This is a genomic window from Pseudomonas sp. CP4 (assembly GCF_047758505.1).
Taxonomy (GTDB): Bacteria; Pseudomonadota; Gammaproteobacteria; order Pseudomonadales; family Pseudomonadaceae; genus Aquipseudomonas; species Aquipseudomonas fluorescens_AO.
In genome coordinates this window covers 931,322-945,252 of the sequence record NZ_CP180489.1, presented here as the reverse complement: position 1 = coordinate 945,252, position 13,931 = coordinate 931,322, and the positions used below count along the sequence as shown (strand labels likewise).

The 13,931-nt window shown below is 61.0% G+C and carries 13 protein-coding genes; 6 read left to right on the top strand and 7 right to left on the bottom strand.

All coding sequences use genetic code 11. The features are described from left to right. Positions 1 to 35: 35 nt before the first annotated feature. The 5 genes from glcF to ACMYUN_RS04115 all read right to left on the bottom strand — a co-directional run bounded on the left by glcF (position 36) and on the right by ACMYUN_RS04115 (position 6,302). Positions 36 to 1,256, bottom strand: coding sequence for a glycolate oxidase subunit GlcF (gene glcF, locus ACMYUN_RS04135; protein WP_415762997.1), 1,221 nt, complete (start codon positions 1,254 to 1,256; stop codon positions 36 to 38). A 2-nt stretch (positions 1,257 to 1,258) separates the two neighbouring features. Continuing rightward, positions 1,259 to 2,308, bottom strand: coding sequence for a glycolate oxidase subunit GlcE (glcE, locus tag ACMYUN_RS04130; protein ID WP_415762995.1), 1,050 nt, complete (start codon positions 2,306 to 2,308; stop codon positions 1,259 to 1,261). Next, positions 2,308 to 3,807 (bottom strand): glycolate oxidase subunit GlcD, encoded by a 1,500-nt coding sequence (glcD, locus tag ACMYUN_RS04125; protein ID WP_415762994.1) that lies wholly within the window; start codon positions 3,805 to 3,807, stop codon positions 2,308 to 2,310. The genes glcE and glcD overlap by 1 nt, the downstream gene beginning before the upstream one ends. 92 nt (positions 3,808 to 3,899) lie before the next feature. Continuing rightward, complete coding sequence (locus tag ACMYUN_RS04120; RefSeq protein ID WP_415762993.1) at positions 3,900 to 4,826, bottom strand: alpha/beta fold hydrolase; 927 nt, start codon at positions 4,824 to 4,826, stop codon at positions 3,900 to 3,902. Positions 4,827 to 4,847: 21 nt separating this feature from the next. After that, positions 4,848 to 6,302 (bottom strand): flavin-containing monooxygenase, encoded by a 1,455-nt coding sequence (locus ACMYUN_RS04115; RefSeq protein ID WP_415762991.1) that lies wholly within the window; start codon positions 6,300 to 6,302, stop codon positions 4,848 to 4,850. A gap of 187 nt (positions 6,303 to 6,489) precedes the next feature. Between ACMYUN_RS04115 and ACMYUN_RS04110 the strand changes: the two genes are divergently transcribed. The 6 genes from ACMYUN_RS04110 (at position 6,490) to ACMYUN_RS04085 (ending at position 11,670) form a co-directional block, all read left to right on the top strand. Continuing rightward, on the top strand, positions 6,490 to 7,563 hold the full coding sequence (locus ACMYUN_RS04110; RefSeq protein WP_415762990.1) for a diguanylate cyclase: 1,074 nt from the start codon (positions 6,490 to 6,492) through the stop codon (positions 7,561 to 7,563). Between the two features lie 209 nt (positions 7,564 to 7,772). Beyond that, positions 7,773 to 9,011 (top strand): M20/M25/M40 family metallo-hydrolase, encoded by a 1,239-nt coding sequence (locus tag ACMYUN_RS04105; RefSeq protein WP_415762989.1) that lies wholly within the window; start codon positions 7,773 to 7,775, stop codon positions 9,009 to 9,011. Between the two features lie 390 nt (positions 9,012 to 9,401). After that, positions 9,402 to 9,557, top strand: a complete 156-nt coding sequence (locus tag ACMYUN_RS04100; protein WP_262138678.1) for a hypothetical protein — start codon at positions 9,402 to 9,404, stop codon at positions 9,555 to 9,557. Beyond that, complete coding sequence (locus ACMYUN_RS04095) at positions 9,550 to 10,020, top strand: hypothetical protein (RefSeq protein ID WP_415764024.1); 471 nt, start codon at positions 9,550 to 9,552, stop codon at positions 10,018 to 10,020. The genes ACMYUN_RS04100 and ACMYUN_RS04095 overlap by 8 nt, the downstream gene beginning before the upstream one ends. Before the next feature lie 37 nt (positions 10,021 to 10,057). Further along, a complete protein-coding gene (locus ACMYUN_RS04090) occupies positions 10,058 to 10,483 on the top strand; it encodes an HPF/RaiA family ribosome-associated protein (RefSeq protein WP_415762988.1) in 426 nt (141 codons plus the stop codon). A gap of 11 nt (positions 10,484 to 10,494) precedes the next feature. Next, the gene (locus ACMYUN_RS04085) at positions 10,495 to 11,670 is read left to right on the top strand and encodes a hypothetical protein (RefSeq protein ID WP_415762987.1); all 1,176 of its coding nucleotides are present in this window, start codon (positions 10,495 to 10,497) and stop codon (positions 11,668 to 11,670) included. Between the two features lie 170 nt (positions 11,671 to 11,840). Here the strand turns inward: ACMYUN_RS04085 and ACMYUN_RS04080 are convergent, their stop codons facing one another. Together ACMYUN_RS04080 and astA are read right to left on the bottom strand one after the other, a co-directional pair. Then, positions 11,841 to 12,710 carry an isocitrate lyase/PEP mutase family protein gene (locus tag ACMYUN_RS04080; protein ID WP_039762306.1) on the bottom strand — a complete coding sequence of 290 codons (870 nt, stop codon included), beginning with the start codon at positions 12,708 to 12,710 and terminating at the stop codon, positions 11,841 to 11,843. 154 nt (positions 12,711 to 12,864) lie between these two features. Beyond that, a complete protein-coding gene (gene astA, locus ACMYUN_RS04075; protein ID WP_415762986.1) occupies positions 12,865 to 13,899 on the bottom strand; it encodes an arginine N-succinyltransferase in 1,035 nt (344 codons plus the stop codon). Between the last annotated feature and the right edge of the window lie 32 nt (positions 13,900 to 13,931).

Here is a 13,931-nt window from a genome sequence, read left to right as displayed (position 1 = left end):
TCGCCCACGCGGGCAAACGAAGAATCCTACGGACTTCATTCTGCCAATGACTGATCCACTAGCTCGATCCAGTGCCTGACCGGCGTTCGCCCGGCGCTGGCCAGATGGCTCTGACAGCCCACATTGGAGGTGACGATCAACTCAGGGCGGCCACTTTCCAAGGCGTTAAGTCGTTGGTCACGCAGTTGCCGCGCCAGCACCGGTTGGGTCAGCGAGTAAGTGCCCGCCGAGCCGCAGCACAAATGGCCGTCCGGCACTGGCGTGAGGTTGAAGCCGAGTCGGGTCAGCACTGCTTCCACCGCGCCGCCGAGTTTCAGCGCGTGCTGCAACGTGCACGGGCAATGCACGGCGATGCGTCGTTCGCTGGCGGCGCACACTTGTTCCAGCGGTTCCTGTGCGATGACCTGCACCAGGTCCCTTGTCATTTCGCTGATCTGCCGGGCCTTACCGGCATAGTCCGGATCGCCAGCGAGCATATGCCCGTAATCCTTGATGAACGCGCCACAACCGCTGGCCGTCTGCACGATGACTTCGGCGCCGTTCTGCAAATGAGGCCACCAGGCGTCGATGTTCTGCCGAGCGCGGTCGAGACCTTTGGCCTGAGCGTCGAGGTGATAGTCGAGGGCGCCGCAGCAACCGGCCTCGCTCACCGGGGTGACGCTGATGCCCAAACGATCGAGCACCCGCGCCGTCGCGCCATTGGTATTCGGTGACAGGCCCGGTTGCACGCAACCTTCGAGCAACAACACCCGGCGCGTATGCCGAGGAGCAGGGCGCGACCCCATAACACCCAAGCGCTGCGGCAGTTTGCTTTCCAACAGGCGCGGCAGCAGTGGCCGAAAGGTCGCGCCCATGCGCAGCAAGCCTTTGAACACAGCCGGATTCGGCGCCAACGCGCGCAAGCCTTCGCGCAGCAAGCGCTGTGCGGCGGGGCGTGGCACCGCGCTGTCGACCACCGCGCGGCCGATGTCGAGCAGGTTGTGATAATCGACGCCGGACGGGCAGGTGGTTTCGCAGTTGCGGCACGACAGGCAACGATCCAGATGCAGTTGCGTCTGTTCGGTGGCCGGTGTGCCTTCGAGCACTTGCTTGATCAGATAAATGCGCCCGCGCGGCCCGTCGAGTTCATCGCCGAGCAATTGATACGTCGGGCACGTCGCGTTGCAAAAGCCGCAATGCACGCAGGTGCGCAGGATCTTTTCCGCTTCGTCAGCGCGGGGCAGTTGGCGCGATTGCTCGCTGAGGGTGGTTTGCATGGCTAGACCTCCGCGTACATTCGCCCGGGGTTGAACAGCCCTTGCGGGTCGAGTTGTGCCTTGAGTTGCCGGTGGTAGCGCAGCAGGGTTGGTGCCAAGGGTTGAAACGGCGAATCGGTGACGCCGTGGGTAAAGCACGTTGCATGGCCGCCCAAGGAATGGGCGAGTGCGTGAATTTCAGAGCTTTCGGATTTCACCCAGCGTTGCGCACCGGCCCAATCGATCAGTTGCTCGCCGGGCAGCTCGAGCGGGCCGAGGTTGTTCGGCAATGACAGGCGCCACAGCGGCAAACCTTCGTCGAAAAAACTCAGGCGCTGTTCGTTGAGGTCGCGCCAGAAAACCGAATCTAGCGGCTCACCACCGAGGCGTTGATGCGCAGCGGTCACCGAACCTTCGCCACCTTCCAGACGCAGATACAGACTCTGGCCATCGTGACACGCGGCGCTGATCGGCAGCGGTTGCTGGCCCCATTCGGCAAGTTTGCTCAAGGCCCGAGCGCAGTCGATATCGAGGCGAATGCTCAGGCACTGCCGTGGTTTCGGCAGGACTTTCAACGACACTTCGGTGAGCACTCCGAGGCAACCGAAACTGCCGGCCATCAGCCGCGACAGGTCATAACCGGCGACGTTTTTCATCACTTCGCCACCGAAGCGCAAATGCTGACCGAGGCCGGTGATCACCCGCGTGCCGAGAACGAAGTCGCGTACCGAGCCTGACCACGGCCGGCGTGGTCCGGACAGTCCCGAGGCGATCATGCCGCCGACCGTGGCGCTGTCGGCGAAGGACGGTGGTTCGCAGGGCAACATTTGCCCGGCGTCATTCAGCGCCGCGAGCAACTCGGACAATGGCGTGCCGGCACGTGCGGTGACCACCAGTTCGGTCGGGTCGTACTGGACGACGCCGCGATGAGCACGGGTGTCGAGCACTTCGCCGGCCACCTCGCGGCCGAGAAAGGCCTTGCTGTTGCCGCCCTGAATCTTCAGCGGCGTGGCATTGGCCCGCGCGGCGTTGACCTGATCGAGCAGGGCCTCGGCGGCATCGAAATCAGCCATCAGAATCGCTCCAGCTCGGGGAAGGGCAGTTGCCCGGCGTGAATGTGCATGGCGCCGAATTCGGCGCAGCGATGCAGGGTCGGAATGTTCTTGCCAGGATTGAGCAAGCCCTGCGGATCGAATGCGGCTTTCACCGCATGAAACAGCCGTAACTCGTCGCTGTTGAACTGCGCGCACATCTGATTGATTTTCTCGCGACCGACGCCGTGCTCGCCGGTGATGCTGCCGCCGACTTTCACGCACAATTCGAGGATCTTGCCGCCCAGTGCCTCGGCGCGATGCAGCTCCCCCGGCTGGTTGGCATCGAACAGGATCAGCGGATGCATGTTGCCGTCGCCGGCATGGAACACATTGGCCACGCGCAAGCCGTATTCTTCGCCAAGACGCGAGATGCCTTGCAGCACAGCGGGCAATTCGCGGCGCGGGATGGTGCCGTCCATGCAGTAATAATCCGGCGACAACCGACCAATCGCCGGAAACGCGTTTTTGCGCCCGGCCCAGAAACGCACGCGCTCGGCTTCGTCCTGGGCCTGGCGCACCTCGCTGGCGCCGGCCGCTGTCATCACTTCCCGTACGCGCTGGCAATCGTCGTGCACGTCGGCTTCGACGCCGTCGAGTTCGCACAGCAGAATCGCCTCGGCGTCGACTGGGTAACCGGCGTGGATGAAGTCTTCGGCGGCGCGGATGGCGAGGTTGTCCATCATTTCCAGACCACCCGGAATGATCCCTGCTGCGATGATTTCGGCAACCGCACGGCCGGCCTTTTCCACTGAATCGAAACTGCCGAGCAGGACCTTGGCGACTTGCGGTTTGGGTAATAATTTCACCGTGACTTCGGTGATGATCCCCAGCAGGCCTTCGGAGCCGGTGAACAAGGCGAGCAGGTCAAAACCGGCTGAATCGAGCGCCTCGGAGCCCAGCGTCAGGCGTTCACCCTCGATGGTCAGCACTTCGATTTTCAGCACGTTGTGCACGGTCAGGCCGTACTTGAGGCAATGCACGCCACCAGCGTTTTCCGCGACGTTGCCGCCGATCGAACAGGCGATTTGCGACGACGGATCGGGCGCGTAATACAAGCCGAACGGGGCCGCCGCTTGAGATATGGCGAGATTGCGCACCCCCGGTTGAACCCGCGCGATACGTGCAGCGGGGTCGATGTGCAGGATGTTGTTGAACCGCGCCATGACCAGCATCAGACCTTTTTCCAAAGGCAGGGCGCCGCCGGACAATCCTGTGCCGGCACCCCGCGCGACCACGGGCACGTTGTTCTGATGGCAGAGTTTCAGCAGGGTTTGCACTTGCTCCAGACGCCGGGGCAGGGCGACCAGCATCGGCGTGGTGCGGTAGGCGGAGAGGCCGTCGCATTCGTAGGGTTTGAGTTCATCCTCGCGCCAGAGGATGTCCAGGTCCGGCAGGGCTTGTTGCAGGGCCTTGAGCAATTCGCCCTTGTTCACCTCGGGCAACGGGCCGTCGAGGCGTTCGTCGTAAAGGATGTTCATGGGAAAGCCAACCTTCTGTCTCCGCTGATCGTTCCCACGCAGAGCATGGGAACGATCAGTTGCGCCACCTGGGGCGTTGCGAATATCCAGGTTCATCGCTGTCGTTCCAGAAATTCCCCGTACAGCCGCGCGGTATTTCCCGGCTGTTCGACCATCGGCATATGCCCGACGTGATCCCACACATCCACTTCGAGATTGGCGATGCCTTTGCTCCACACCGGCACGCTGCTGACGTCGATCAGGCGATCCTTGCGCCCCCACAGCAACAGCGCCGGACATTTGATCTCGGCCAGTTTCGGCTCCATCGGCGGGCTGGCGCGGAAGTCGCGGAAGATTTCTTCGAGCTCGTCACGTTGTTGCTCATAGCGCTGGGCGACGGCGTCCAGCACCAGCTTCGGTACCCACGGCGGCGACTCCATGGTCATCGCGTAGAAGCGCTGAAATTCTTCGCGGGAGTTGATCAGGAACGGATTGTGCCCGCGCGCCAGATGGCGCTCCATGTCGCTGGGCTCCGGTGCGGTGACGCCGGCCGGGTCGATCAAGGCCAGCGAAACGATTCGCTCCGGATAGGTCGCCGCCAGCCACGCGGCGATATAGCCGCCCATGGAATTGCCGATGACATGGACTTTCTCCACGCCGCAGACATCGAGCAGTTGAATCATGCGTTTGGCCTGAACCGCAATGTCGTAACCGCCGCCAGCCTTGAAGCCAGTCTCACCGTGGCCGGCCAGATCCGGAATGATCACCCGATACTGGCGCACGAAGTGCCGGGCGCAGCGCAGCCAGAGGTTTTTGTCGGCGCTGAAGCCGTGCAGCATCAGGATCGCGCTGGACGCCTCGTACGGCCCGCCTTGCCAGGTCGACACGGTCATCTCGGCGATCGGCACTTCGATCTTGTGCAATTTGTACAACCTGGCCTCGCTGGCCATGGCCAGGTTGTACAACCAATGGCCGACCGCCGGATAACTCAGCCAGCTCCAGGCCACGAAAACCGCGAGTGCGACAAACAGCAAAAGCATCGACGTCTTCCTTATACGTGTTCAGGACAAAATATGGTCGGCCGGTTTCAGCGCCCGGGTCAGCAGGTGATAGCTGAAACTGAAGCCGGGAAACATCGCGATTACATGGCCGCTCTTGCTCTGGTACCAACTGTGGCAGCCACCGGACTTCCATACCGTGCGCTGCATTTCCCGGTGGATCATTGCAGTGTAGGTACGTTCCGCGTCAGGGCGCACTTCGATGCTGCGCAGGCCTTTGGCCTGCACGGTGCGGATGCAGTCGAGGATGTAGTTCATCTGCGATTCGATGATGAACAGCGCCGAGGTGTGGCCAATGCCGGTGTTCGGCCCGGTGACAATGAACAGGTTGGGGAAATCCGGCAGGCTGGTGCCGAGGTAGGCGCGCGGGTATTCGGCCCAGACATCTCTGAGTTGCACCGCGTTTTTGCCGCTGACCGGGTAGGAAATCACCCCATCGGTGGCGTCGTAACCGGTTGACCAGACGATCAGATCAACATCGAGATGCTCGCCGTCCACGGTGTTGATCCCGCTTTCATCGATCGAAGCGATGCCATGCTCGCGGCTGTGCAGTGTGACGTTGGCGCGGCTCAGCGCCGGATAATACGTGCTGGACACCAGCACCCGTTTGCAGCCGATGGTGAAATCCGGGGTGAGTTTCTGTCGCAGCAGCGGGTCTGGAACCTGGCGTTTGAGAAAACGCAGCGCATGTTGCTGAACCAGGTGAATCGCCGGTTTCGAGTATTTGAAAGCGATCACCCGGGTTTCGAATTGCCAGTAGATCAGCCAGCGCAGGAGCTTGTAAGCCGGCTTCAAGCCGAGCAGCCAGCGCTGGAAACGGCCGAATTTGCGATCGGCTCGGGGCAGCACCCAATGTGGCGTGCGCTGGAACACATGCAGGTGTTCGACTTGTGGCGCAATCGCCGGGATCACCTGCGCGGCGCTGGCACCGCTGCCGACGATCGCCACGCGTTTACCGCGATAGTCGTAGCTGTGATCCCAATTATTTGTGTGAAAAGTCTTGCCTTGAAAGCGATCCATCCCTGGAAAGTGTGGGATGACCGGCTGACTCAACGGCCCGGACGCGTTGATGAGGAATTGGGTTCGGAAAGTACCTCTGGCGCGGGTGTGCACCAACCAATGCTTTTCCGCTTCGTCCCATTCGACGCGCTCGACATCGGCTCCCAGTTCCACGCGCTCGCGCAAACCGAATTGCTCGATCACCTGTTCGGTGTAGCGCTGCAGTTCCGCCTGTTCGGCGAACATCTGCGACCAGCGGTAGGGTGCGAATGACAGCGAATACAGCGGCGACGGCACGTCTACCGCTGCGCCGGGGTAGGTGTTCTGGCACCAGGTACCGCCGAAGAAGTCGCGTCGCTCTAGAATGCGAAAGTCGTCGATCCCGGCCTTGAGCAGGTTGACGGCCGCGCACTGGCCGCCGAAACCGCTGCCGATGATCAACACAGCGTAGGTATGCATGTGCCCCCTTTTTATAGTTGTTTTTCCATTTCCCCTCTTTCATTTATAGCCAAGTCTGGGCCGCGTGTGCGGCGCTGATGGCGCTCTATTCAGGCCGCTGGCCGGTGATGGCTATTTAACGGTGCCCTGATAGACTCCGAACACACCGTGTCTGGGTGTAACCATGCATCGCGCGGTCGAGGCCCTTATGGGAAATACGCGAGGAAAGGGACTTTCACTGGCCAGGAGGCTGTATACGTCGCGGGTGTTCGGGCTGCTGCTCGGGCTGATGTGTGTCAGTGTGGCGATGCATGCGCTCGATCCGCCGCTGTGGGTGTGGGGTCTGATGCTGTTCAACGGCCTGGTCTGGCCACATCTGGCCTTTCAATGGGCGCGCCGTTCGAGCGTGCCGTTTCGCGCCGAACACCGCAATTTGCTGATCGACGCGTTCATGGGCGGCTTCTGGGTCGCCGCCATGCAGTTCAATCCGCTGCCCAGTGCGACCACGATTTCGATGATGGCGATGAACAACGTCGCCATTGGCGGTGGGCGGTTTTTGCTGGCGGGCACGGTGGCGCAGCTATTGGGCATCGGCGTCGGGCTGGTGGTGTTTGCGCCGGCGTTCATCCCGCCAACAACGGCGCTGCAGCTTTACGCCTGTTTGCCATTGCTGTTGCTGTATCCGCTGGCGCTGGGCTGGATCTGCTTTCGTCAGGCCTCGACCCTCGGTCGGCACAAGCGTGAATTATTGGCGTTGAGTCGTACCGACAGCCTCACCGGTCTGCTCAATCACGGCGCGTGGAAGGATCAACTGAACCTCGCGTTCCAGCGCTGCAACCGCCAGCAGCAGGGCGCGGCGATTGCCTTGATCGACATCGATCACTTCAAGGCGATCAACGACACCTACGGCCACGTCGCCGGCGATATTGTCCTGCGCCAGTTGAGCAAACTGCTCAAACAGAATCTGCGCGCCACGGACGTGGCCGGACGATACGGCGGGGATGAGTTCTGCGTGATCCTGCCGGAGCTGCCGCTGTTCAATGCCGCCCAAGCCATGGAAGCCTTGCGCGAGCGTTTCGCGCTTCTGGGCTATGAGCAGAACCCGGCGCTGAAGGTAAGTCTGAGCATTGGCCTGGCCGCGTATGACCCTGGCCATGCCGACGCCACGCGTTGGCTGGATGAGGCCGATCAGGCGTTGTACGAAGCCAAGGCCAGTGGGCGCAATCGGGTGATCTGCAACAGCGACAACAAGCCGAGGCAGGTGGTGCTGGATTCGGTCTGACGAGGGTTGCTGATGCCTGTGGGAGCGAGCCTGCTCGCAAAAGCGCTGGGTCAGTCGGTATCAATATCGTTTGCCACGACGCCTTCGCGAGCAGGCTCGCTCCCACCGGGGTATGTGTTGTCGGTTAGATCAGTGTCGCATCCGCTATAGAGCCTTGCGCCAATGTCGGTTACGGTTGAATCCCTCCGACACGAAACAAGGACTGCTTCATGACGTTCTCATTTCCCCGCTCCCTGTTGGCCGCCAGCCTCGGTCTGTCCCTCGCGTTCTCGGCCGTAAACGCTTTCGCCGAACCGCATAAACAAGTGCTCGCCGATGCCGAGCAGTACCAGCCCGAAGCCCTGAAGTTACTGGAGCGACTGGTCAATATCGACTCCGGTTCCGGTTATGAACCGGGCCTGAAACAGGTCAGCGACATTGCCATCGATGAGCTGAAAAAACTCGGCGCAACCATCGAACTGGTACCCAACACGCCGGAAAAATCCAACCACGTGCTGGCCACGCTCAAAGGCACCGGCAAGGCAAAAATCCTGCTGATGGCGCACATGGACACGGTGTTCAAGGAAGGCTCGGCTGCCGAGCGGCCATTCCACATCAAGGACGGCCGCGCCTACGGGCCGGGGGTGATGGACGACAAGGGCGGCATCGTCGCCGGCATCTATGCGCTGAAAGTGCTGAAGAACCTCGATTTCAAAGACTATGCGCAGATCACCTTCCTGCTCGACGCCAGCGAAGAAACCGGCTCGGACGTCGCTACCGACCTGATCAAGAAAACCGCCAAACAGCACGATGTGACCCTCAACCTCGAACCGGGCCGCCCGGCCGATGGCCTGGTGGTGTGGCGCAAGGGCAGTGCGACGGCGCTGGTCGAAGTCAAAGGCAAAGCCGCCCACGCTGGTGTCGCGCCAGAGCTGGGACGGAACGCGGCAATGGAAGCGGCGCATCAGATTCTGCAACTGGGCAAGCTCGGCGATGAAGCGAAGAAGACCACCATCAACTTCACCGTGCTCAAGGCCGGCGATCGCACCAACGTAATTCCTGATCAGGCCACGGCCAAGGCGGATGTGCGCGCGGCGGTGCCGGAGGAGTTTGATCGCATCGAGAAGGATCTGGCGCGGGTGTCGCAGGACAAGTTGATTGCCGAGACCGAAGTGAAAACGTCCTTGCAGCGCGGTTTACCGCCGATGCCACAAACGGCCGAGTCGGATCGCCTGATGGCCATGGCCCAGGGAATTTACGGCGAGATTGGCCGCAAGCTGACCGAGGAGGGCAGTGGTGGCGCGGCGGATGCCAGTCTGTCCGCAGGGGTTGGCACGCCGACTCTGGATGGCTTCGGGATTGTCGGCGGCAATATTCATACGCCGGAAGAATATGCCGAAGTGGCGAGCGTGGCGCCGCGGATCTATCTGTTGTCGCGGATGATCATGGAACTGGCCAAGCCGCGTTGAAGCTACGGGTGTCTTGATTTTGGGCACGATCAGAACACCAGTCGGTAAAAAACAGAGCGCGGCTCCTCAGTGAGCTGCGCCTGTGCTTGAGACGGTTCCGGGCGCACTGGAATACCGGCACAAGCGCTGAGATTGTGCCGGTTCTGCCAACCTCGCTGCGCTTCAATCCCATTAAAGCTACACACCGCTCATCGGTTTTCAGTGCAAAAAAACCGAAGCTTCCTGATTGCTTGCTTGTCATCTCCATGAGACCGCAGCCCTTTCAATACGGCCGTTTCGCTGTATCACGCCGTCCGTCGACGCAGAGGAATGAGCGCACGATAGGCGCAGTCGACTTTGCACGGTGACCCTCGACAGGCGCTGCGTGTTGACTGATGAGGAGAGCGACAGATGACAAGAATTGACACGCTGCTGGACAACAAAGGCACCCCGCTGGACAAACAGATTTTCACTTGGCGAGAGCTCGCTGGCAAACCGATCAGCAAGCTCGACGACGATGCGTTCAACGTGCAACCACCGATCCGAGAAGGACACCGCCGTGAGTGAAACCGACCTTGAAATGGAACTGAAAGCGTGGCGTCTGTTGCTGGAGGACGACGCCTATCGCCTGGATTTCCCCGGGGATTATCACCGCACCCTGATCCAGCGTGCCGACGAATTGCTGCTGCACGAATGGATCACTCGTGACGATTGGCAGTTGCTGATAAACGCGGCGGATGACGCGCGTGAATTTACCCTCGAGAGCCTCGCGCGTGAGCAGCGCGATTGTCTGAAAATCTCGTCGCTTCGACTACCGAAAGGCCACGAAGACGAACAGCCTCAGCGACCGCAAGGTGCCGCATGTGTATCAACCAACGGGAGCGTCATCATGACTGATGAAAAAAAAGATCAACCGAACAACCCGCCGAACAATCAGCCGAACGACACCATGCCTGCGCATTCCACCGAAGAGGAGCGCGAGCGCCTGAAGGACTTCAACAAGGACGGCATCCCGCCGGGAAGCTGCTGATTGCCCCTCAAGCCCAGAGCACGCGGAGTATTTCACCATGCAAGTACAAGTAGACAGCAACCATATCGAAGGCAGCGCCGAACTGCAGGACTGGGTGGGCAGTACGGTGGTCGATGAACTGGACCGCTATTCGTCTTTTCTGACCCGATTGGAGATCCACGTCGGCGACGTCAACGCACAGAAATCCGGTGCGCAAGACAAGCGCTGCCAGATCGAGGCGCATCCCAAAGGGCACACCTCGCTGTCGGCCAGCCATCATGCCGAAAGTCTGGAGCTGGCCGTCGCCGGAGCGGCAAAAAAGATTGCCCATGCGCTGGAGCACCTGGTGGGGCGCCTGTCGCCGCGCGTCGAATCGACCGGACGCCTGACGGCACCGCCGGTCCGGGAGGATTCGCCAGCGGAAATCGACGCCATGCTCGAAGACGAGTTTCTCGCCAGACAAGCTGACCTGGAAAAAGAGTAGGGAGTGTCGTCATGGCCCGGATTCAAACCTTTACCCACGAAACGCTGAGCACACTGTTGGCCCTGAATGACCGTCTCAACCTCAGCCTGTACATGCCGGCGCATCGAACCTTTCCGGAACGCTCGCAAGACCCGATCCGTTTCAAGAATCTGGTCAGGCAACTCGAAAGTTTGCTCGAACAACATTCTCCCGAGTCGCCCAGGGACATCGTGCTCGCGCCATTTCATGAGCTGCTGGACGATCAGTCCTTCTGGAACACCTGCCCCGAGTCCATCGCAGTTTTCGGCGGCGAGGAGCATTTCATCGTGGTCGGCCTGCATCAGGCGGTTCGCGAAGTGGTCATCGTCAACAGCCATCCGTATCTCAAGCCGTTGCTGCGCCTGGCGCCGGTGATTGATCGTTGCCAAGTGCTGTGCCTGTCCCGTGACAGCGTGCAGATGTATCAAGGGACGGGGCAGCAGATGCAGGAGGTCGAGCTGCCCGAAGCGGTGCCCACCCGACTGGCGGATGCGCTCGGTAACGAGCTCACGCCACGTGATCAGCAGGGCCACCCCGATGGCTTCAGCGGTGGGGGGGAGCGTGGTGATCCGATGATGCACGAGTCGGGTGGTGGCGGTAAGCAGGATGAAATCAACCTCGATCGAGAGCGGTTTTTCCGCGCGGTCGATAAAGCTGTCACCGAGCATTGCTCGCGCCGGTCCAGCCTGCCGCTGGTGCTCGTTGCGCTGCCGGAGAACCAGGCGGTCTTCCGTACGGTGAGCCATAACCCGTTTCTGTTACCCGACGGCATCGAGCGGGATCCGGCGACGCTTCAGCCCGCGCAACTGGCGGCAGCCTGCGCGGTTGTGTTGCGCAAGCGTCATGACGATGGGCTGAACAAAGCATTCGATCGCTATGGCGTGGCGCTCGGTCAGGGAGCGGTGGGGCAACATTTGTCGGAGATTGCCCAGGCAGCGGTAGAGGGCAGGGTAGCTTTGTTGCTGGTTGAGGCTGAACGTGAAATTGCCGGGACCATTGCGGCCAATGCGCTGAACCGCGAGGCTGCCGATAGCCGCAAAATTCATTCGAAGGACGTACTCGACGAACTGATTCTGGCGGTGATCCGCCAGGGCGGTGAGGTGGTGGTTGTACCGCCGGAACGCTCGATGCCGACCGAGACGGGGGCGGCAGCGGTTTATCGGTATTGATCGATTAGCCGAGACGTTGCTCAGTTACTTACGCCGGTTCAGCGCGGTCACGGCTACCCTCATCTCTGGCAAGCCAGGCTCCACAGGTTGCGCGTTAAACATCAATCGATGGTTCAACGCAAACCCTGTGGGAGCTGGCTTGCCAGCGATGGCGCTGGCCCAGCCAACGTTTACTCCTTGACGCTCATATACTCCTTGGCCCAGAGAATGTATTCCTCGGGTTGGGTATAGGTGTGCGTCAGTTCGGTCGCGCTCAAGTCCGAGGCCTGGGTGAAGATCTGCCGCTGTTCGCGCAGGCTGTCGTAAGTCGCTTTGATCGCAGCGAAGTAGGCGCCGTGGCCGTCGATGGTCACGCGCACCCCGAGTTCTGCCAGACGTTTGTCGTCGCGCAGGGCCGGGTTACCGTACGTGACCAGCATCAGCGGCACGGTCAGGTGCTCGGCGATTTGTTCCAGTTGGTCGAAGTCCTGCACGCCGACCATGCAGATACCGTCAGCGCCGGCCGCTTGATATTGGCGGGTACGGCTGATGATTTCCTGGATCGGCAGAATGCCGGCGTTGGTGCGGGCGATGATTGCCATCTCGGTGTCAACCCGGGCTTCCAGCGCGGCGCGGATCTTGCCGACGCCTTCGGCTACGGTGATCAGGTCGGTGGATTTGCGCCCGAATTGCGCGGGCAGCAGGGTATCTTCGATGGTCAGTGCAGCAACGCCGGCGCGTTCCAGTTCGACGATGGTGCGCATCACATTAAGGGCGTTGCCGTAGCCGTGATCGGCGTCGGCGATCACTGGCAATTGGGCGACGCGGCCAATGCGCGTGGCCTGTTCGGCGAATTCGCTGAGGGTGATCAGGGCGAAGTCCGGTGCGCCGAGTACCTGCAGCGAGGCCACGGAACCGCCGAGAATACCCACTTCAAAACCCAGGTCAGCGGCGATGCGGGCGGACATCGGGTCGAACACCGAAGCCGTGTGATAGCAGGTGTCGGAGGCCAGCAGCTGACGGAAATTACGGCGCAAATCTTGATGGGAAAGCCTGGTCATACGAGTTCCACCAATACATAAGGAATGGAAAGGCTTGAGCAAAGGTGTCAACGCCGAAGAATGAAAAGGCTATCACGCGAATGGGTCAAGAATCATGACGAATTTGCTCAGTGGGACTGGCGGCTGAAAGGTTTAACCTCCTGCGCTGGAAAAATCAGGCCGCCACGGCGTGCTGCTGTTGATGGGGCAGGAGCACCGCACGCACCGAATTGCCCGGCTGAAGTTGCAGGCGTTTGGCGGTGAGACGATCGACCACCAGGCTGTTGCCTACCAGTCGACCGGGGGCCACGGTAATGCGGCAGTTTTCCAGGCGGCGGTTGTGAATCAGCCACAGCGGCGCCCGCTCGTCCGGGGTGCCGAGGCTAAGTGTCAGTTCGAGACTGTCACGCACCGTGCGGATGCTGCGGATCGGCGCTTCGATGACCGGGCCACCATCGAAAATATCGATGTAGCCCTGGTGCGCAAAGCCTTCGGCCTGAAGAATTTTCAGCGCTGGCTGAGTGTTCGGATGCGTCTGGCCGATCGCGGCCTGCGCCTGTTCGGTCAACAGGCAGGTATACAGCGGCTGGCGCGGCATCAGCTCGGCAATAAAGGCTTTGTTGCCCAGGCCCGACAAGTGATCGGCGTGGGTGAAATCCATCTGGAAAAAGTGCCGGCCGAGGCTGTCCCAGAACGGCGAGCAACCGTTTTCATCGGCACTGCCGCGCAGTTCGGCGATCATCTTCTCGCCAAACAGGTGCGGAAATTCGGCGACGAACAGCAGACGCCCCAGCGACAACAGGCGGCCATTGCTGCCGTTGCGCTGGTCATGGCGCAGGAATAGCGAGCACAGCTCGGATTGGCCGGTCAGTTCGTTATTGAGGAACAACGTCGGAATCTGCCGCTGAATGCCCAGATCCGGCGCCGAACTGACGGTTACGCCGAGCCGGTAGTTGTACCAGGGTTCGCGCAAGCCAACGGCGCCAGCCATCGCGCTGACACCGACCACGCGCTGTTCATCGTCCTCAAGCACAAACAGGTAATCGGCATCGGCCCGTTCCACCTGTTCGGCGAAGGCCCGTTGCGCCCAGCGCACTCGGTGCGCGAGGCGGTCCTCGTTGACCGGGAGGGTAGTAAAACCCGGTCCGGCTTGTTCGACGAGGGTCATCAAGGCAGGCAGGTCGCTGACTTTTACCGGACGGACAATCATGCTCCAACTCCTTGCAGGCACGGACGGCAAAC

What these genes read in the sequence shown, in the direction of transcription:
- ACMYUN_RS04110 (WP_415762990.1), top strand. Translation starts at nt 6,490, where the DNA reads ATGGGAAATACGCGAGGAAAGGGACTTTCACTGGCCAGGAGGCTGTAT.
- ACMYUN_RS04105 (WP_415762989.1), top strand. Translation starts at nt 7,773, where the DNA reads ATGACGTTCTCATTTCCCCGCTCCCTGTTGGCCGCCAGCCTCGGTCTG.
- glcD (WP_415762994.1), bottom strand. Translation starts at nt 3,807, where the DNA reads ATGAACATCCTTTACGACGAACGCCTCGACGGCCCGTTGCCCGAGGTG.
- ACMYUN_RS04120 (WP_415762993.1), bottom strand. Translation starts at nt 4,826, where the DNA reads ATGCTTTTGCTGTTTGTCGCACTCGCGGTTTTCGTGGCCTGGAGCTGG.
- glcE (WP_415762995.1), bottom strand. Translation starts at nt 2,308, where the DNA reads ATGGCTGATTTCGATGCCGCCGAGGCCCTGCTCGATCAGGTCAACGCC.
- astA (WP_415762986.1), bottom strand. Translation starts at nt 13,899, where the DNA reads ATGATTGTCCGTCCGGTAAAAGTCAGCGACCTGCCTGCCTTGATGACC.
- ACMYUN_RS04085 (WP_415762987.1), top strand. Translation starts at nt 10,495, where the DNA reads ATGGCCCGGATTCAAACCTTTACCCACGAAACGCTGAGCACACTGTTG.
- ACMYUN_RS04100 (WP_262138678.1), top strand. Translation starts at nt 9,402, where the DNA reads ATGACAAGAATTGACACGCTGCTGGACAACAAAGGCACCCCGCTGGAC.
- ACMYUN_RS04090 (WP_415762988.1), top strand. Translation starts at nt 10,058, where the DNA reads ATGCAAGTACAAGTAGACAGCAACCATATCGAAGGCAGCGCCGAACTG.
- ACMYUN_RS04080 (WP_039762306.1), bottom strand. Translation starts at nt 12,710, where the DNA reads ATGACCAGGCTTTCCCATCAAGATTTGCGCCGTAATTTCCGTCAGCTG.
- ACMYUN_RS04115 (WP_415762991.1), bottom strand. Translation starts at nt 6,302, where the DNA reads ATGCATACCTACGCTGTGTTGATCATCGGCAGCGGTTTCGGCGGCCAG.
- glcF (WP_415762997.1), bottom strand. Translation starts at nt 1,256, where the DNA reads ATGCAAACCACCCTCAGCGAGCAATCGCGCCAACTGCCCCGCGCTGAC.